Raw genomic sequence first — 20,079 nt, forward strand, 5'->3', positions numbered from 1 at the left:
ACTCTGTAGGTTTTTTGTTTTATCTAAATAGTAGAATCTTCAAATTTTATTCTTCTTGAATATTCTTCATATGTTTCGGAATTATTATTTTCCCAATTAGTTGCGATTATCAGATCATGGATATTAACTCTAAGAAACTTTGATATTTCAAATAATTCTTGAAGCGAAGGTTGTCTCTTGTTATTTCTCCAAAGAGAAATTGTTGATTCTGATTTATTTAGATACTTAGCTAATACTCTATTTTGAACTTTTCGTTCGTCAAAAACTTTTTTTAAACAATTTATTTCCATTTATAAAAAATATATCAAAAAAGTTTTGCGTTTAACGTAAAACTTTTTATATTTGTGTATATTATTAATGCGACGTAAATATTAGATAAGCATTTGTTTATATTAATGTTATGATGTCTCTCATGAAAGAAAACCGCTAAATTCCACATGAGTTGATTTGAGTTCGCCATTTTCTATTAGATTTTACTATTTTTGTAATATATCTAATAGGGCGAACCTCATGTAATTCTTTGTGGAACTACGATAAAATCGTGGAGGTTCTTAGCGGTACCACTTTCAAAGTTTTGAAGTTCGTCCTTACTATTTTCAAAACTTTATTGAAAAGACATCGTTCCATAAACCCCAAACTATAAAATTATGAGAACGAAATTTTTAACATCCATACTCAAGCCACCTACTTAACAGTCGGGTGGTTATATCCCAACTGCTACAAAAACAAAAAGGGTTTAGCTGTTAGTTAAATCAATTATAGCCATAATTCTCTAACGGCAAATACTCCCAAACTCTTGTTTTGGGTAAGCACTATCTATTTTTTTTAAACTCGCACTTTAAAAGTAACGCTTTATTTTGGTTTACCAAAAAAAACAAGACAATTATTGTAGCTGTAGCAGTTTTTGGGTTTTATTTAGTATCAAATGTAAACTTGGTTTTTTCCCAATGTCGGTTTCATTTTTTTTTCCAAGGTCAAGGTGGAAAAAAGCCAAGTTGTACACAACATCCTCTAAATTATAGGTTCGTACACCCTGTAAGTGTTTTTTTATAATCCCTCTGTTTCTAAGGGTTCCAGTAGTTATTTACTAATCAAAAAATAAGCTGTTCTAGTTATTTTAAAATTAAAATCTCCCAACTTGTGAATTATATTCAAAAAAAAGTTGTATGGGAGCAGGATAACTACACGCTTTAATTACCTAAACATATCCTAAAAACAATCATTTATGTATGAATATTCCTGCGCTGATGCTACAGTATAGATACTCCATAGATAAAGCATAGATAGTGCATTAAATGAATTGGGGAAGAAGGGAATAGGTAATAGGGAAAATGAGATAATTTGAAGATTTGAAAATGGAATGATTATAAGTTCTAGGTTTATAGTTTAAGGTTTAAAATAGAATATTAAGTAGAAACAAAGCGTATATAGTAACCAAGTGACGAAGTAACGAAGTAACGAAGTTTAGAACTACAAAATAGAATATTAAGTAGAAACAGAGCGAATCAGCGCATCAACGAATCAGCGATAAAAGGAATAGGGAATAGGGAATAGGGAATAAGGAATAGGGAATAGAGAAAAGAGTATCTAAGTAATGCAGTGAACAAGTTTAGAACTACAAAATAGAATATTAAGTAGAAACAGAGCGAATCAACGAATCAACGAATCAACGAATCAACGAAATACAATATACAAAAATTCAAACATCCATTATACAAAAAAACTCCCTCTGAAAAAGTTTGGCGACCATTCAGAAAAATAAGAATAAATACACAGCAAGCTCCCTTGCTATATGATAAAACTGGGAGCCTGCGTTTTCAACTCACATTAGGTAAAAGAAAATCATTTTTATTAGAATTAGTTTATTAATGTTAAAACAATCGAACCACGCAAAAAAATCTTTTCATAGTAGGTCTTATAATTAATAAAAAGTCGTGGTTCGGGAGTTTTTTTGGGAGTAAAGAAATGAGGAATAGAGAAATGAGGAATAGAGAAATGAGGAATAGGGAAATAGTAAATCGAGTACTAAATATACTCGGTAGAACAAATAAAATAAACGGACTAAAAAAAGCATTTATAACCTATTTTGCAGAATCGTAAACCCGACATCAAAAAGAAATACGTTAAGAAAATGAAGCTTTTTGCGTTAAGAATCATTTGGCTGACCGAAGCTTTGAAAAAGCAAGATTCAAATGATTTAGTAAAATGCGCGCATTTTTAGAATTTCTTTTTGCAGTCTTGATCTTTTGTAATGACATACTCTGCTTACGCATACTTTGCATCAAGGCAAAATGAACAGAATAAAATACAAAAAAACAAACGAACTATTAACCCAAAACAAATTAAAAAACAAGTGAGATGCTGACCCGAGCTTGTAAACTGTACGAAGTAAACCAAGTTCGGCATAACAGAATAGATTATCTAGTAGTGTAAATCACGTTCATTTAATTGAGAATTTGGAAAAGCGATTAGAATTTGAATCAGTTTGGCGACCATTCAGAAAAATAAGAATAAATACACAGCAAGCCCCCTTGCTATATGAGAAAGCTGGGGGCCTGCGTTTTCAACTCACATTAAGTAAAAGAAAATCATTTTTATTAGAATTAGTTTATTAATGTTAAAACAATCGAACCACGCAAAAAAATCTTTTCATAGTAGGTCTTATAATTAATAAAAAGTCGTGGTTCGGGAGTTTTTTGAGGAATAGGGAATTGGGAAATCGTGAAATTGTAAATAGAATACTAAGTATACTCGGTAGTACAAATTACATAAACGGATTAAAAAAGCACTTTTAAACAATAGAGCAGTATCGTACCCCGACAACAAATAGGGAATTGGGAAATCGGGAAATAGTAAATCGAGTACTAAATATACTCGGTAGTACAAATTACATAAACGGACTAAAAAAAACTTTCAAACAATAGAGCAGTATCGTAACCCCGACATCAAATAGGGAAATAGTAAATGGAATAGTAAGTATGTTATTCAGGACAAATAAAATAAACGAACCCAAAAAAGCATTCACAACCTTTTTTGCAGAATCGTAACCCCGACATCAAAAAGAAATACGTTAAGAAAATGAAGCTTTTTGCGTTAAGAATCATTTGGCTGACCGAAGCTTTGAAAAAGCAAGATTCAAATGATTTAGTAAAATGCGCGCATTTTTAGAATTTCTTTTTGCAGTCTTGAACTTTTGTTTCTTTTGTTTCAAGACAAAAGAAAAAAATAGATAATTGTAATTAGTTTTATTAAAACCTAAACAAACACTTGGAAAAACAAGATACGATACTGACCCAAGCTTGTAAACTGTACGAAGTAAACCAAGTTCAGTAAAACAGAATAAACAAAGCGAATCATCGAATTTACGATTTAGGGAATGAAATTACGAATTATAGTTTTTATATAAATTTAATAATCAGTTCATTAAATGAAATTATACTAGGCTAATAACTAAAAGCTAAAAACAAAAAACACTCATATATTATTAATTATTTTGTTAGTTAAAGAGTTAGGTACACGGTTATGATAAAATCAAGTTTAACCCGCTTGGTTCTAGTTTGAGACAGAGTAACTGTGTGCTGAAGCTCTTTTTAGGGAATAGGGAATAGAATTTGAAAATGTGATAATTTGAAGATTTGAAAATGAAATGATTATAAGTTCTAGGTTTAAAGTTTAAGGTTCAAAGTTCAAAATAATGTATCCAGTAGAGACAGAGCACCCGAGGACATAGTCCGAACGGAACGAAGTTAAATCTGCGATAAAAGGAATAGGGAATAAGGAAGTGGGGAATTGAATTTGAAAATGTGATAATTTGAAGATTTGAAAATGAAATGATTATAAGTTTAAAGTTTAAAGTTCAAAATAGAATATTAAGTAGAAACAAAGCGTATAAAGTAACCAAGTGACGAAGTACCCAAGTTTAGAACTACAAAATAGAATATTAAGTAGAAACAAAGCGAATCTGCGATTTAAGGAATACGGAATACGGGAATAGGGAATACGGGAATAGGGAATTGAATTTGAAAATGTAATGATCTGTTTGTAAGTTAAAGCCCACGCCTACAGCCTACAGCCCACACTTACAGCCTACAGCTTAAAATACATTATAAAAAAAAAACTCCCTCTGAAAAAAGTTTGGCGACCATTCAGAAGGAGCAATAGAATTAATTAACCAATTTAACTAATTATTACAAAAGTATGAAAAAAATTACTTTTACAGCACTAAACGTACCCCTGATGTGCGTGCTTATTTTGCTGTTGTGTAGCGTAAAAAGCTATGCTCAAGAAAAAATGCTAACTCTAAACGGAGTAGTCAAAGATGTCAACGGACCATTAGCTGGTGTGCTCGTGTGGCAAACAGATACCGAAAATGGTACCCAAACCAATGAATTGGGATTCTATACCATTAAAATTCCAATGAATGCACAGGTAACTTTCGAACAATTAGGTTACAAACCGCAAACATTTACCGTAAAAACAACTACCCTTAATGTAACGATGACTGCAGATGAAAATATGCTTGATGAAATGGTAATCAATGCAGGCTATTATACCGTAAAAGACAAAGAACGAACAGGGAGTATTTCTAAAATTACAGCAAAAGAAATTGGACAACAACCAGTTGCCAACCCACTGGCCGCTATGCAAGGACGTATGGCAGGGGTGAACATTACGCAGAATAGTGGTGTCCCTGGCGGTGGCTTCGATATACAAATAAGAGGGCGCAACAGTCTAAGAACCGAGGGAAACGCGCCCTTGTATATCGTTGATGGTGTACCGTATGCTTCGCAGTCTATTTCAGATCAAAGCTTGTCTGGTTTATTATTTAGTTCAGGTAACGTAAGTCCTTTAAACAGTATCAATCCTAATGATATCGAAAGTATTGAGGTATTAAAAGATGCCGATGCAACGGCTATTTATGGTTCGCGCGGAAGTAATGGAGTAGTATTGATTACTACTAAGATGGGAAAAGGAGACAAAACAAGCTTTTCAATCCAATCTACCACCTCAGTAAGTACAGTTGCAAGATCAATTGATTTATTGAATACAGACGAATACTTGCAAATGCGTAGAGATGCTTTTGCTAATGATGGTGTTACACAATACCCAGCCAATGCCTATGATGTAAATGGAACTTGGGATGATAATAAATATACCAATTGGCAAAAAGAATTTATTGGTAAACAAGCTGTTTCTCAAAATACCCAGTTCTCGGTAAGCGGTGGTTCAGGTAAAACCAACTATTTGTTCAGTGCGGGACATCGAAAAGACGAGACAGCATTTTATGGTGATTTTGGATATAAACGAACTAATTTTTTGTTGAGTACGAACCATACTTCAAAAAACGATAGATTTTCATGGCAATCAACTATTTTAAAAAGTTCTCAAAAAAATCATTTGATGGCCACAGATTTATCCGGAAAAATTTACTTAGCTCCTAACGCACCTGCTCTTTTTCAAGAAGATGGAAAACTAAATTGGGAAAACAATACGTTTGATAATCCTTTAGCAGCTTTAGATTCACAATATTTTTCTGAAATTGAAAACTTTTCTGCTCACATAACCCTTGCATATAAGTTAAATAAAAACCTTTCTCTAAGTATAAGAACTGGTTTAACTGAAATGCAGAATGAAGAATTTAAAACAATTCCTAATACTATAATGAATCCTGCCTACGGATATACTAGTGCGGTTTCATCAAATACTACATCTGTTTTTAATAGATCGGGGTGGATTGCAGAACCTAAATTAAATTGGAATTTTAGTACAGAAAACGGAAGATGGGACGCATTGATTGGGGCTACTTTTGAAGAGAATAAATTAAAGCGTTTTGCTTTAAGAGCAACAAACTTTTTATCAAATGAATTTATATTTAATCTAGCAAACGCACAAACACAGCAAATTATAACAGACACCGAAAGTCAATATAGATATATGGCTGTTTACGCAAGATTAAATTATACACATCAAGAGAAATACATTGTAAATCTGACCGGGCGTAGAGATGGTTCCAGTCGTTTTGGTCCCAATAATAGTTTTGCAAATTTTGGAGCCATAGGAGTAGCATGGCTTTTTAGTAGAGAAAATATATTTGAAAATGCGACTTGGTTAACTTTTGGAAAATTACGTGCTAGTTATGGTATAGCAGGTAGTGATTTAATTGGAGATTATCAATTTTTAAATACCTATGGTATTACTCCGCAAAAATATGACAATACTATTGCACTTTATCCTATAAAATTGTTTAATCCAGATTTTAGTTGGGAAAAAACAAAAAAAGCTGAGATAGCCTTGGAGCTTGAATTTTTAAAAGGAAGAATTGCTACAAGTGTTGCTTATTTTCATAATCAGTCTTCGAATCAATTAGTAGGGATTCCGTTACCTGGTACCACTGGTTTTAATAGCGTACAAGCAAATTTAAATGCTACTGTTGAGAATACTGCATGGGAGTTTACCCTTCGTACACAAAATATTAAGAAGGAATTTTTTAGTTGGTCAACCGATATCAATCTAAGCATTCCTAGAAATAAGTTGGTAGCATTTCAAAATTTAGAAGAGTCTACATACGCGAATCAGTATGTGATTGGCGAACCTATTACGATCAAAAAAGTGTTTAATTATTTAGGTGTTGATAGCGAAACAGGGTTGTATAAGTTTGAAGATTTGAATAATGATGGTATAATTAACGATGAAGATCGTAAAACAGTTGCCAATATTGGTGTGAAATACTTTGGAGGAATTAACAATAACATTTCATATAAAAACTGGAGTGTTGACTTTTTGTGGCAATTTGTTAAACAAAATAATTATAATTCAGATTACTATTTCAATACCATTGGAGATATGTCAAATAGAGAGAAAAGAGCTCTTGATTACTATTCAGAAAATAATAAAGATGCTAAGTATCAGAAACCAACAACAGGTCTAAATTCAGAAGCTGTACAAGCTGCTAATAATTTTAGAAATAGTAATGGTGTTATTTCAGATGCAAGTTTTATTCGATTAAAATCTTTCCAATTACAGTACATGATACAGGACAAATGGCTTAAAAATTCATCATTAAGCGTATTTATTCAAGGGAATAATTTAATAACCATTACAAACTTTTTAGGTCATGATCCAGAAACAAATGGCGGACTTTTGCCAGCAGTAAAAACATTTGCTTTTGGCTTCAATTTTAAATTTTAAATAAGATGATTATGAAAAATATTTTTAAAATGAGATATCTTCTTTTTTTACTGATTTTATGCACAGCTTGTGAAGAATTTGTAGAAGTAGAAGCTCCAAAGAATCAAATAGCAAATACCAAAGTGTTTAAGGATGATATAACAGCAAAAGCTGCTCTAAATAATTTATATGTTTCATTGCTAACCAAGGGCTTTTTGAATGGCAATACATTTGGTAATGGTTATATTTTGGGATGTTTAACTGATGAGCTTAAGGTAACAACAAATCAGATTACCGATTATAGATATTTTTTTGAAGGAGCTGTTTTAAGTAATAATAATGCAGTTAAAACAATTTGGAACGATTCGTACCATCAAATTTTTATTTGTAATAATATTATAGAAGGCTTACAAGCCTCTACTGGGGTTTCTTCAGAAGTTAAAAATCAAATAATTGGCCAATGTTTAGCTGCACGTGGAATTATTCATTTTTACTTAAGCCAAAATTATGGAGATGTACCCTACGTTACTTCATCAGACTATAAAGTTAATCAAAGCATTTCTAAAACAAACAGCGCAGAGGTGTTAAATAGAGCCATTGTAGATTTACAGGAAGCAGAAGAGATTTTACTTACGGTTCCTTCAAGTGCAGAACGTATTCGAATCAACCAAGAGGTAGTACAGGCATTTTTAGCTCGAATGTACCTATATACACAACAATGGAATTTAGCAAAACAATATGCAGAGTTGTTAATTGATAATCCAACTTTTGAATTAGAAACTATAGATAATTTATTTTTAAAAACAAGCAAAAGTGCCATTTGGCAATTAAAACCGTTAAATGAGAATGGAAACGCAATGGAAGCTTATTCTTATGTATTTACTTCTTCACCCGCACCTAACGCAGAACTAACTCAAAGTTTATTAGCAGCATTTGAGACCAATGACTTAAGAAAAATAAATTGGATAAAAGTAGTTAATGCAAGTACAGCTTCTACGCATTCAAACAAATATAAAATAGTTGGTTTTACAACCCCTTCGCAAGAATATTCTATTATTATTCGTATTGAAGAAATGTATTTAATTGCAGCAGAAGCAGCAGCAGAATTAAATGATTTTAATGCTACAAATACTTATATAAATGCTATACGTAATAGAGCTGGATTACAGAGTTTAAATATTACAAATACAAATGATGCTGTTAATTCTATTTTGAAGGAAAGGAGAGTAGAATTGTTTTGCGAATTTGGTCATCGTTTTTATGATTTAAAAAGACGTAATAAATTAAATGAACTTCTGAGCACGAAACCAAATTGGAAGCCTTATCTACAGAATTGGCCTATACCAGAGGTCGAATTGAATTTGAATCCGAATTTAAAACCTCAAAATAATGGCTATTAATCAAATTTTTAAGCTTTTTATCGTTATAAGTTCCATTGTTTTTTTTAATAATATTAGTTTTTCACAGCGTCTTAATCATGAGTATTTAACCAATAATAAATTAAATGAATCGGGTACAGCATTAACTTATCATGTAAGTAGTAACAAAGAAAGAAAACTTTATTTAAATGATTTAAAAAACAAAAGAGTTTACAAATTTGATAATATTAATCCAAATCATATGCTTAATGATGAATATTTTATTGGATTAGATCATGCAAATAAAACTTTATTTATTGTAGAACTTAACAAAAAAATCAAAGACTCCTTAGTTGGAGTCGATGATTTTGAATGGATTCAAAATACAAATACTTTGGTTGCTTACAGTCGACAAACAGAAAATTTGAAAATAAGGAATCTAAAAACAGGCTTTACAGATACGTTTTATAATATTAGAGATTATACTACAAATCTTGTTAGCTCAAATCTTGCTTTTGTAAATATTGATCAAACTATTTTTTTCTATAGTACGGTGAATAACCATATTACGAAGTTCAAAAATTCAAATTCAAAATCAAATGTAAAGAAACTTCTTTGGGATAAAGCTGGAAGAAATATTTATGGACTTTTTGTTGATAGTGAAAACTTTGAAATTCATAAATATTCAAATAAATCAAATCAATTTGTATTTAGTAACTCAATTTGTTTAAATGATAAAAACATGCAAATCGATACGTTATTTAATAATTCTTTTATGTTAACCGATCAACGTTTAGCTGTAGGTTTAAAAAGGAGTGATGATTTTGAAGTGAATTCAGATGAACCTGAAATATGGCTTGGTAGCTCAAATGGTATAACACCTTATGAAGAAAAACTAAAATTTGCTAATCAACAATTGGCTGTTATTGATTTTAAGAAAAAAAAGATTTATGATTATTCTGAGTCGGAAAGATTATTAAAATTTGCTATTAGTGGATTAGAAAAAGATATTTTCTCTTACGAAAAAAGTTCAAATGATATTTTTTCACGTATAAAACCTCAAGTTGAAATATATGAATATGATAAAACAAACCTTACGAAAAAGTATTTAGGTACTTTTAATGCACCAGACCAAAACATAAAATCTTCAGATAAGACAGATTTGCTATTTTACTTTAAAGACAATAATTGGAATTATTATGACAAGAAATTAAAAAGGTTTGTAAATTTTACAAAAAATTTAAACGACTATTTTTTTTATAAGAATAATGAGTTTTATGAAATGATTGATAGTCCAATCAATCAATATTTATTGTCTTATAAAGACAAATTCTTATTGTTTAATGGAAATAAGCATTTATGGTTGTTTGATTTATATTCAAATTCAATTAAAAAAGTTCAAACAAGTTCAAATAAAAACTACTCAATATCGCAAGCAAATTATTCGATAAATAGAACAATATGGGATTGGAATATTTCTGTAAATCAATTGGAATATGATGATATTGTTTTAACCTGGAAGTCTGAAAATCATACTACAGAAGGAATTTCACTTTTAACCGATAAAGAAGAAATAGTTGATATATTGGAAGTTAATTCAAAAATAAAGCAAATTGTAAGAGCCAATAAAAAAGTTAGTTATATTCGGGAGAAAGCAAATCAACCACCTGCTATATATATTTTAGATTTTGATTCAAAAAAAGAAACTTTAGTTTTTCAGAGTAATGTTTCAGATACTTTGATTAAAAATATGAAAGTAGTTTATCATGATTGGAAAAATAATCAAAATAAACTCAGGGGAGCAGTGGTAACCTATCCAGTTAATTATGATCCTAGATTAAAATATCCAGCTATTTTTGAAATATATGAACAGAAGAAAAGTACGCAACATAATTATGTAACAACTACTTTAACAACTGGTAATGGAATTAATTCTCGGATGTATTCCAATGAAGGTTTTTTTGTTATTAGACCCGACATTTTTTATGAAATTGGTGAGCCTGGACCAAGTGCTACCCAATGCGTAGTTGATGTTTTAGATCATTTAATTGATGTCTTGCCAATTGACAATGAAAATATAGGTTTAATAGGACATTCTTTTGGAGGTTATCAAACAAATTATATGATTACTCAATCCAATAGATTTAAAGCAGCAGTATCAAGTGCTGGTGTTGCAGACATTATAAATGCTTATTTTACCTTTAGTCAAGAATATAAAATCCCAGATATGTTTCGATACGAAACACAACAATTTAGAATGGGTAAGATTTTTTACGAATCAAAAGAAAAATACATAGAAAATTCTCCTCTATTTTATGTAGATAATATTGAGACTCCTTTATTATTAATAACAGGTAAAAAAGATTATACAGTTAATTGGCATCAATCTATAACCATGTATTTGGCTTTAAAGCGTTTGAATAAACAAGTCAACTTAGTTTTGTACCCAGATGAAGGACACTCATTTATGAAACAAAAGAATATTTTAGATGCTAGTCAAAAAATAAGAGATTGGTTTAATTACTATTTAAAAAGTGGAAATAAACCAGAATGGTTAAATGAAGGGCTGTAATAAAAACAGCCCTTTTTAATATTAATTTAAATATAACTCATTAGAACACTGTAAGCCCACTTCTGTTGTATCTCCCCAGTATTGAATCAAATTTGATGGATTTTGATTGGTACAGATTTCACCAGAAAAAGGATTACAATCTACGTCGATTGCTACACATTTTTGACCAACTGGTCTTGTATGATCATAGTAATAACCAGTCATTTTTGCTTCTGGCTTCTCAATTTGCTTGTTTGCATTTGATGCAAAAGCACCCACTACGCCAAGTACTATTACACCGAATGGTATCAAGGCTTTTTTTAAACTTGTTTTCATAATATTAATAATTATTTAGTTGGTTTACTCTTTTATACAGGTTTTCAACCGTTAAGTCCTGCTATTGGCCAATAGATTTTTATTTAGGGAATAGGGAGTAGGGAGTAGGGAATTCCCCATTCCCTCTTTCCCTCTTTCCCCATTTCCCCATTTCCCCATTTCCCCATTTCCCCATTTCCCCCTTTCCCTATTTCCCTATTTCCCTATTTCCCCATTTTATTCCCTCATTTTCAATGAAGCAATAAGCTTAATCAACATTTTTTTTATGATGGTTAAATCGTTAATTTGAAAAGTGGTAGATTTACAATAGGTTAATCGTTGTGAAATTTCCAATAAGCATTCAATTTCAGAGGTTGAGCCTAATGAAATGTACAGAAACCGTATATAATCTTTAGTAGAATTTTTTGATACCCCTTCAGCTATATTACAAGGAATCGAAACAGCTGCTCTACGTAGCTGACTAGTAAGTCCGTATTTCTCTTCACTCGGAAAACCAGCCGTTATTTGATAAATAGATATAACAAAATCTAATGATTTTTGATAAACTTTTAAATCTGTATGCATCATAATAATATTATTTTAAAGTCATTCCCCATTCCCCATTCCCCATTCCCTATTTCCCTATTTCATATCTCACCAACCAATTCCCAACCAATCCATAGAAATACGAATCATTCAACACAAACTCTTTGATTTTACTTTTTTCGTGGTCATATGCATAAAAACTGTACAAATACTCGTTTTTTTTGTAATCGTAAACATCGATGATACTGGCTTGATTCCACATACTTTTGGGTTCGTTTTTGCCTAATAATTCTGATTTTATATAAAGTTTACCGTTATAAGCGTAGGTTTTCGCATTTACTTTGTGTGGTGGTGCACTCATTTTACGATCTCCGTTTGCTAGCTGGGTAATTTGTATTTTGGCTAGGGTAGTGGTATCAATCGTTTTGCCTTGAGTGAATGTATTGGTATTTGAATGATAAACTAAGTACTGGTTACGGTACGTGTACGTATAAATACCTTGCTGTGTTTTTTGGTCTGTAATTAATTGTCCATCGGTATCAAAAACACCATCTATTTGTTTTTGCAAGACATGTTCATAGAGTTCAAAAGTTACGGTATCATTAACCACTAGCTTACCTAATATATGTTCGCCGTTACTAGCACGCTGACTTCTAAATAAAAAAGTATTTTCTGTTAGAGGTTGTAAAAGCGAAAAATAGATGGTTTCTGTCATAAATTTATGAGCGAACCAGTCGGTCGTATTTCCTCTGTAGATAATGGGGATGCTTCCGTCACTTACAAAAAAGGTGTCATTTTGTACACGAACCAATAAACTACGAAACGAACGTTCGGTTTCATCAAGTTTTATTTGATGTTCTACTTTCGTTTTTAAATCGTTAGAAACAGCCGTGATTAATAAGGGAACGGTATAATTTCCTAAATAAATGGTATCTTGGGTTAGCCCGGCTATATAATATGAATTGACTCCTAAATCTAGGTATTGCGCTTTATCTATGTGATGAGGTAGGAACCTACGTATAAAAGGATTTTCTTTTTTCATCAGATGTTCTGATGTAAAGAAAAGTACCAAAACCAATGTTGTTGCAATGGTTATGGTTAATGCGATATAAATTATTTGTTGTTTCATGCTTTCTATTTTAGATGTTGTATTTTCAATTGAACTTAACTTTATGGTGATAAAGGATAAATAAGTATTAAGTGTATTTGTTCTAATAAAACTCGATCACTTGTTCACTCCGTCACTCCGTCACTCCCTATTTCCCCATTCCCTATTTCCCCATTCCCTATTCCCAAAATCATTCCCTATTCCCAAAATCATTCCCTATTCCCAAAATCATTCCCCATTCCCAATATTCCCAAAATAGTCATTATACAAACCCCTATATTGAACCACAAATGTTCTGTCCAGCCCATCTTTTCGAGTACACCACCACAAGAGCAGGGTACAAACGGGCTGTAATTTAAGATGAGGTAGATGTAAACGGTGAATGCAGTCATAAACCCTAGGAATAAATAAAGCCCTAAAGTTCTGCTTTTGGTAAAGCAAAGCATTAGGGCTATAAGAAGTTCACCAATCACAACGCTATATGCAATAGGTGTAGCAAAAGCACTTAGAAGAGGGGATTGTGCTATTTGTACTTGAAAGTTTTCAAAGTCAAAAAGCTTACTTACTGCAGCATATACAAAAAGTATAATAAAAAAGTAGATACAAACAAGGCTACTAATTTGTTTAAAATTACGCATGGCTTTACATTTTGGGTTTTGTAAAGTTGCTTATTGTAAATTTAAAAAAAATGTATTCTTGGTATTAAAAAAGGTATGATAGGTATTTTTTTTAAATTTTAATTAACCGTTTCTTGTGCTTTTAGACGAACTTGATTGGGAAGTTGGTGATAATGTCTTTTAAAAAATTTTACAAAAGACGAATATTCGTTATAACCCACCATATAAGCTATTTCTTTAAATGCCAAAGTCCCCGTTTCAATTAAGATTAAAGCATGTTTCATTCGTAATGAAATAAAATATTCGTAAACATTGCATTGGTATTGTTCTTTAAACATTATTTTTAGTTTATAGGAATTGATTCCAAAATCTAAACAGAGTTGTTTAAGGGATAATTTTTTATTGAGAGGGTACGAATCAATATACATTTTTATTTCTTCGATGATGATTTCGTAACGCTTTCGTTGTTTTAGTTTGGTATGATTACGGTTTGTTTGGGTTAATGATGCTGCATTTTTAGATTCGATATATAATTGATGTAGATTGATAATGATAGCATTTCCTTGCTGTAGTATTTTGATATTAAATGAGAAAAAATCATCAAATAATAGCATATTGGGCTTTAAAATAGCTGAGGATTGATTTGGTTTAGCAAGATATTCTTTTAAATAGTTTGCGCTTGATTCGTCTATAATATTAAAAAGAGAAACTCCTTTTAATTGATTCAGTTTTACATCAAAATCGGTTAAAAAAGATTTGCAAGAATTTTTAATGATTAAATCTTTGTTTAGAAACAAGAGGTAGTGTTTGTGATGCTTCTGAAAATCGTTTGGTTTAATAAATGAAAGGTGTAATACACGTTCGCTTAATTCTTCATTCATTAAATTAAAAATTGATTCGAGTGACTCAAAATCATCTTTTCTGTGGTGTATTTTTAAAGTTTGACCAACTTTTCCAGCTCCCAAACTGATAAAGGCATCTAACATATTATGCCATCTTTTCTTAGATATTTTAAGTTCGATCATAGTTTTGAAGGGTTTAATGATAAATAATTTTCTGCTTCTTTGATACTCATAAAAACTACTGTTGGTACTTTAGGTTTATTAATATGGATATAGAAACGTGACATATGGTATAGAGGGACATAGGTTGATACAAGAGCAACCTGTGTTAAAAGACTAGAACCGTAAATAGATAAATACCTACGCGCTTCACTATCAATGGTTCGGATTTCTGAAACATCGCATATTGCTTTATATTTTGTGAAAGATTGTAAACGCAATCGGTCAGCGACTAAAGTAAGTGCAATTTCATAATTGATGATTAAATCTTTTTTAAAACGAACATATAAAATGTCATGTTTTAACTCATAAAGAGCTAAGCTATTTTCGTAATTTTCATTCATATTGTTGTTTTTTTATATACGTATGTGTTTATTGTGTAAAAATATTAATGTTTTTTAAGTTTTTTAGTTAAAATTTATCTTACGTGTGTAAGATAGGTATTAAAAGATGTATAAAAAGTATTTTTTTGACTTATGTTGATGGTTTAGAGTGGTTTATTTTGCAATTTTAAAGTTCTAATTTTTTATTATGGCTAAAATTAATCACAACAATGCATTTAAAACAATCAGCGACCTGATCGAGAATGCTAAAGAACAAAATACCGTTCATTTATACGCAGAAGATTCTTTTTTAAATGGAAGCTCCCTTCAAATAAATGGCAAAAAATGTTGGCATTTTGCTACTACTGGATATTTAGGCTTAGAACAAGATATGCGTCTAAAACAAGCAGGGGCAGAAGCAATTATGAAATTTGGTACACAATTTCCTCTGTCTAAAACCTATATTTCTCATCCTTTATATGCAGAACTAGAACAGTTGTTAATGCAAATGTTTGACCAGGAAGTGATTATTTGTAAAAATAGTACGCTTGCACATTTGGGAATTATACCTCAGTTGGTTGGATATGATGAGGTTGTTATTTTAGACCATCAAGTGCATTGGAGCGTGCAACAGGCTTGTAGCTTACTCAAGAATAGGGGCTGTGTGGTTGAATTAGTCAGGCATAACAATATGGAACAGTTAGAAATATTGATTAATAAATATCGTAACAAGAAAAAGAAAATTTGGTACATGGCAGACGGAATATATTCGATGTTTGGTGATCATGCACCGATCGATGATTTGAAAGAACTTGTAAAAAAATATCCCGAACTAAATTTGTATTTTGATGATGTTCACGGTATGAGCTGGATAGGTAAAAACGGAACCGGATTTATTAAATCACATTGGAATCAAATACCAGAAAATATAACCATTGTTTCTACCCTAAGTAAAACATTCGGTGCAAGTGGGGCTATTGTGATTTGTGGCGATACCAAAAAACACTCTGAAATTAAAAACTTTGGAGGGCCACTAACATTTTCTGCTCAATTAGAACCCGCATCTGTTGCTGCTGCAATTGCTTCTGCTAAAATTCATTTATCTGCAGAAATTTATCAACTTCAAAACAAACTTACGGAAAAAATTGAATTTGCTAATCGATTGTTCTCAAACTATGAATTACCCATAATTTCTTTTGCCGAGACTCCTGTTTTTTATTTGGGAATGGCTTTACCTCAAACAGCGTTCAATTTAATAAATCGTTTGCATAACGATGGCTTTTTTGTAAATCCAGGTATTTATCCTGCCGTACCAATGAGAAATGCTGGTTTGCGTATTACTGTTTCTAATCATAACGAAAACAAACAAATTGAAGATATGATCTCTTGTATTGCTCATCATTTTGAAGCAGCTTTAGAAGAAACTAATAATTCTAGAATTTTGATTGATAAAGCATTTAAGATTAAAAAAGAAAACGAATGCGTCACTAACCGCAATTCAAAATATACCTTAAAATGCTTTGATTCCATTTCCGAAATAGGCGAAGATCTATGGAATGAGACTTTAGGTAACGACAATCCTTTCGATTACGATGGTTTCAAATGGTTAGAAAAAACGTTCGGGAACTTAGATAAAAAACATTTAAACTATATGGAGTTTGCCTATTACGCTTGGTTTCTAGATAAGGAATGTGTAGCTCTTACCGCTGTTACAGAATCTATTTGGAAAGAAGATGTTTTAGCAACTGAATATGTGTCAGATAAAATTGAGGAAATTAGAAAAATGAATCCCTTGTTTTTATGCGCAAAAGCTTGGTCTATTGCCAGTTCCTTCACAGAAGGTAAACATTTGTATATTAAAGACGATGATTTAGAAATTTTAGAAAATGTCATAGATGATTTACTTAAGATTTTTGAATGTACTGATGTAAATAAGTTTTTCTTTAGAGACTTCGATGCAAACAAATTACAAGAAAAAATTTTCTATAACAAGGGATTAATTAAAGTTCAAATGCCCGATACAGCTATTCTAAAATTACAAACAGGTGTAGAGGTCATAAACCTATTATCTAAAAAAGACCGCAGACATTTTAAGAAAGATATAGTACCTTTTTGTAATGATTTTGAAATAGTGAAACTAAAAAAAATGTCTGATAAACAATTAGACCAAGCCTACGAATTGTATGCAAACGTAAAAAAAAACAATTTAGCAATTAATAATTTTTTATACGATAAAAAGGTTTTTGAAAGTATGAACAGGCATGATAATTGGGAGTTTATTGTCGCTTCCTTGCCCAATTCAGATACAATTATTGGGTGTGTTTTTTGTTATGTAAATCACTACAATAAATCGTATAATCCCATTCTAATTGGTTTGATTGATAAATCTCCATTCCGTTTAAAGCTATACAGACAACTTTTATACAAAACCATTTGTATTGCTAATGAAATGCATTTTCAAACCATTTATTTTGGTTTTTCTGCCACTTTTGAAAAGAAAAAATTTGGCGCAAAATTATTTTCTAAATATGCATATATTTTTGTAAAAGAAAATTTTGAGATAGATCAATTGTCTAATTTCGAGAATTAAGTTTTAGTATTTACCCCAAATTTTAAAGCAGATGTTAAATTCGAAGATTCAAAAGATTATAAAAAAATGTTCTTGTGAAATGGCTTTATTTGAAAGTTGTACTTCAGAACAAAAAAATGTTTTAAAAAAACAAATTTTAAAATTAGAAAAAGGAATTACTAAGCTTAATCATTGGGTTCGCGAATATGAATTTGCATCTATTACTTATGAAATTGAATTTTTTAAAACGGTAAAACCTAATTTAGTCTCCAATTATCTTTATTTAAATCTTTTACTTCGTTTGCTTCAAGAGGTCCCAAATATTGCATTTAACGACTTAACAGTATATAAAAAATATAGCAAAGAAGCTTATACTTTTCTTAAAGAAGAAAATTATTTTTATAATTACTTATTGAATAACGATTCATGTAACGATGAATTGTACTTTAGACGTCTAGAAACAACTTTAAATTACTATTCTCCAAACCATTTGTTTTCAGATATTAAAAGTACTTGTTCTCATGGGTTACTGACCGCTAAAATTAAAGCCTATGAAATGTGGTTGATATTTTGTAACAATAAAATACAAACTATTAAAAAACAATATCTAATTAACCAGAAATCATTGGATTCTTCTCCCTTAGTTTGGGAAGCGCACAAAGTAGATGCTATTGAACTCGTTTATGCTTTGTATTTTGGAGGGGCTGTAAATGTTGATAAATGTACATTGCAAGAATTGGCAACACAATTCGAAAAAATTTTTAATATCGAGATTTGCTCTCAATTATATCGTGACTTCTTAGATATCAAACGCAGAAAAATTAATTCAACTCGATTTTTGGATAAATTAGCCGATAAACTTAAATATAAAATTGATCAAGATTTTGTTTAACCTGAAATAAGGAATAAGGAATAGGGAATAGGGAAAATGAGATAATTTGAAGATTTGAAAATGAAATGATTATAAGTTCAAAGTTCAAAATAGAATATTAAGTAGAAACAAAGCGTATATAGTAACCAAGTAACCAAGTAACCAAGTAACCAAGTAACCAAGTAACCAAGTAACCAAGTGACGAAGTGACGAAGTAACCAAGTTTATAACTACAAAATAGAATATTAACTACAAAAAAAACACGTTCATTGAAAAACAAAATACAATATTGAGCAAAATCGTAACCCCGACATACAGTCAAAATGCGAGTGTCTAAAAGTTGAGAAAAGCGTAAAATCAAAAAGCTGACTGAAGTTTTGAAAAAACAAGACCTTTTTGATTTAGCGTTCGAAACCATTTAGACCGTATTTAGACTGCGTCGAAAACCCTTTTTATTCGAGCGAAAATATTTGTTTTGGATCTCATGAATACTGCGCCTTACACGTTCAGTTTGAGAACACAAGTCATAAAGGCTTGTATGTGTTTCTTTTGGGGGTAATCCAAACCGAAGGTTCACCGATACCTTAATTTTAAAATAACAAAGAGGAGGTAAAAGAAAAAATAAAAACAAGATACGATACTGACCCGAGCTTGCGAACTGTACGAAGTAACCAAGTGACTAAGTTTAGAACTACAAAATAGAATATTAAGTAGAAACAAACTACGTTTATTGAAAGAGTAAAAACAATATTCAGCAGAAACGTAAACCCGACATACAGGATTTTGACGAGAATCTGCAAGGTGAAATTTCGTAAGAAAGGAACTGCTGACCGATGCTTTGAAAAAGCAAGACCAGTTCCTTTTAGAAATAAGCCGTAGTAGATCGTTAAAATACTGCGTCGAAGCACTTTGTTTCTTTAGTGCATTTAAAGAAAAAGAAATAAAATAAAGAATTACAATTCGCACTATTAAAACCAGTATACAAAAAACAAGATGCTATTAAAAATGGACTAAAAAAGCATTTATAAACTATTTTGCAGAATCGAAACCCCGACATACAGGATTTTAACGAGAATCTGCAAGGTGAAATTTCGTAAAAAAGCAACCGCTGATTATTCGAGCGAAAATATTTGTTTTAGTTCTCATGAATACGGCGCCTTACACGCTCAGTTTAAAAAGTAAAGTCATTAAGGCTTGTATTTGAAGCGAAGCAAGTCTGGTTACTTTTAGAAATAAGCCGTTGTAGATCGTTAAAATACTGCGTCGAAGCACTTTATTCGAGCGAAAATATTTGTTTTGGATCTCATGAATACGGCGCCTTACACGTTCAGTTTGAGAACACAAGTCATAAAGGCTTGTATGTGTTTCTTTTGGGGGTAATCCAAACCGAAGGTTCACCGATACCTTAATTTTAAAATAACAAAGAGGAGGTAAAAGAAAAAATAAAAACAAGATACGATACTGACCCGAGCTTGCGAACTGTACGAAGTAACCAAGTGACTAAGTTTAGAACTACAAAATAGAATATTAAGTAGAAACAAACTACGTTTATTGAAAGAGTAAAAACAATATTCAGCAGAAACGTAAACCCGA

Annotated in this window: 12 protein-coding genes; 5 read left to right on the top strand and 7 right to left on the bottom strand. The window is 31.1% G+C overall.

Annotation, left to right across the window (positions count from 1 at the left end; genetic code table 11):
- Window positions 1-23: 23 nt before the first annotated feature.
- Window positions 24-290 (bottom strand): helix-turn-helix domain-containing protein, encoded by a 267-nt coding sequence (locus tag EG240_RS11285; protein ID WP_125019498.1) that lies wholly within the window; start codon window positions 288-290, stop codon window positions 24-26.
- Between the two features lie 3,907 nt (window positions 291-4,197).
- Here EG240_RS11285 and EG240_RS11290 point away from each other — a divergent pair.
- Genes EG240_RS11290 through EG240_RS11300 form a run of 3 tightly spaced genes read left to right on the top strand, consistent with a single transcriptional unit; the run spans window position 4,198 to window position 11,097 of the window.
- Window positions 4,198-7,188 carry a SusC/RagA family TonB-linked outer membrane protein gene (locus tag EG240_RS11290; RefSeq protein WP_125019499.1) on the top strand — a complete coding sequence of 997 codons (2,991 nt, stop codon included), beginning with the start codon at window positions 4,198-4,200 and terminating at the stop codon, window positions 7,186-7,188.
- An 11-nt stretch (window positions 7,189-7,199) separates the two neighbouring features.
- Window positions 7,200-8,567, top strand: coding sequence for a RagB/SusD family nutrient uptake outer membrane protein (locus EG240_RS11295; RefSeq protein WP_158612019.1), 1,368 nt, complete (start codon window positions 7,200-7,202; stop codon window positions 8,565-8,567).
- On the top strand, window positions 8,557-11,097 hold the full coding sequence (locus tag EG240_RS11300; protein ID WP_125019501.1) for an alpha/beta hydrolase family protein: 2,541 nt from the start codon (window positions 8,557-8,559) through the stop codon (window positions 11,095-11,097). The genes EG240_RS11295 and EG240_RS11300 overlap by 11 nt, the downstream gene beginning before the upstream one ends.
- Before the next feature lie 21 nt (window positions 11,098-11,118).
- Here EG240_RS11300 and EG240_RS11305 read toward each other — a convergent pair whose 3' ends face one another.
- The 6 genes from EG240_RS11305 to EG240_RS11330 all read right to left on the bottom strand — a co-directional run bounded on the left by EG240_RS11305 (window position 11,119) and on the right by EG240_RS11330 (window position 15,067).
- Window positions 11,119-11,412, bottom strand: coding sequence for a DUF6520 family protein (locus EG240_RS11305; RefSeq protein ID WP_148096345.1), 294 nt, complete (start codon window positions 11,410-11,412; stop codon window positions 11,119-11,121).
- A 216-nt stretch (window positions 11,413-11,628) separates the two neighbouring features.
- Complete coding sequence (locus EG240_RS11310; RefSeq protein WP_125019503.1) at window positions 11,629-11,979, bottom strand: four helix bundle protein; 351 nt, start codon at window positions 11,977-11,979, stop codon at window positions 11,629-11,631.
- A 46-nt stretch (window positions 11,980-12,025) separates the two neighbouring features.
- Window positions 12,026-13,066 carry a hypothetical protein gene (locus tag EG240_RS11315; protein WP_125019504.1) on the bottom strand — a complete coding sequence of 347 codons (1,041 nt, stop codon included), beginning with the start codon at window positions 13,064-13,066 and terminating at the stop codon, window positions 12,026-12,028.
- 188 nt (window positions 13,067-13,254) lie between these two features.
- Complete coding sequence (locus tag EG240_RS11320) at window positions 13,255-13,683, bottom strand: MauE/DoxX family redox-associated membrane protein (protein ID WP_125019505.1); 429 nt, start codon at window positions 13,681-13,683, stop codon at window positions 13,255-13,257.
- A gap of 98 nt (window positions 13,684-13,781) precedes the next feature.
- Complete coding sequence (locus EG240_RS11325) at window positions 13,782-14,687, bottom strand: helix-turn-helix transcriptional regulator (RefSeq protein ID WP_125019506.1); 906 nt, start codon at window positions 14,685-14,687, stop codon at window positions 13,782-13,784.
- Window positions 14,684-15,067, bottom strand: a complete 384-nt coding sequence (locus tag EG240_RS11330) for a DUF7793 family protein (protein ID WP_125019507.1) — start codon at window positions 15,065-15,067, stop codon at window positions 14,684-14,686. Before EG240_RS11330 ends, EG240_RS11325 begins: the two co-directional genes overlap by 4 nt.
- A gap of 187 nt (window positions 15,068-15,254) precedes the next feature.
- Here EG240_RS11330 and EG240_RS11335 point away from each other — a divergent pair, with 187 nt between their 5' ends.
- Both EG240_RS11335 and EG240_RS11340 read left to right on the top strand, forming a co-directional pair.
- Window positions 15,255-17,636 (top strand): aminotransferase class I/II-fold pyridoxal phosphate-dependent enzyme, encoded by a 2,382-nt coding sequence (locus EG240_RS11335; RefSeq protein WP_125019508.1) that lies wholly within the window; start codon window positions 15,255-15,257, stop codon window positions 17,634-17,636.
- Window positions 17,637-17,715: 79 nt separating this feature from the next.
- On the top strand, window positions 17,716-18,507 hold the full coding sequence (locus EG240_RS11340) for an RteC domain-containing protein (protein WP_158612020.1): 792 nt from the start codon (window positions 17,716-17,718) through the stop codon (window positions 18,505-18,507).
- Window positions 18,508-20,079 lie beyond the last annotated feature (1,572 nt).

Source organism: Paenimyroides tangerinum (assembly GCF_003865405.1).
GTDB classification, from domain to species: Bacteria; Bacteroidota; Bacteroidia; order Flavobacteriales; family Flavobacteriaceae; genus Flavobacterium; species Flavobacterium tangerinum.

Excerpts from the sequence above, each read along its gene's own strand:
- EG240_RS11330 (WP_125019507.1), bottom strand. The coding sequence starts at position 15,067 with ATGAATGAAAATTACGAAAATAGCTTAGCTCTTTATGAGTTAAAACAT.
- EG240_RS11340 (WP_158612020.1), top strand. The coding sequence starts at position 17,716 with ATGGCTTTATTTGAAAGTTGTACTTCAGAACAAAAAAATGTTTTAAAA.
- EG240_RS11285 (WP_125019498.1), bottom strand. The coding sequence starts at position 290 with ATGGAAATAAATTGTTTAAAAAAAGTTTTTGACGAACGAAAAGTTCAA.
- EG240_RS11290 (WP_125019499.1), top strand. The coding sequence starts at position 4,198 with ATGAAAAAAATTACTTTTACAGCACTAAACGTACCCCTGATGTGCGTG.
- EG240_RS11305 (WP_148096345.1), bottom strand. The coding sequence starts at position 11,412 with ATGAAAACAAGTTTAAAAAAAGCCTTGATACCATTCGGTGTAATAGTA.
- EG240_RS11325 (WP_125019506.1), bottom strand. The coding sequence starts at position 14,687 with ATGATCGAACTTAAAATATCTAAGAAAAGATGGCATAATATGTTAGAT.
- EG240_RS11295 (WP_158612019.1), top strand. The coding sequence starts at position 7,200 with ATGAAAAATATTTTTAAAATGAGATATCTTCTTTTTTTACTGATTTTA.
- EG240_RS11310 (WP_125019503.1), bottom strand. The coding sequence starts at position 11,979 with ATGATGCATACAGATTTAAAAGTTTATCAAAAATCATTAGATTTTGTT.
- EG240_RS11320 (WP_125019505.1), bottom strand. The coding sequence starts at position 13,683 with ATGCGTAATTTTAAACAAATTAGTAGCCTTGTTTGTATCTACTTTTTT.
- EG240_RS11335 (WP_125019508.1), top strand. The coding sequence starts at position 15,255 with ATGGCTAAAATTAATCACAACAATGCATTTAAAACAATCAGCGACCTG.
- EG240_RS11300 (WP_125019501.1), top strand. The coding sequence starts at position 8,557 with ATGGCTATTAATCAAATTTTTAAGCTTTTTATCGTTATAAGTTCCATT.
- EG240_RS11315 (WP_125019504.1), bottom strand. The coding sequence starts at position 13,066 with ATGAAACAACAAATAATTTATATCGCATTAACCATAACCATTGCAACA.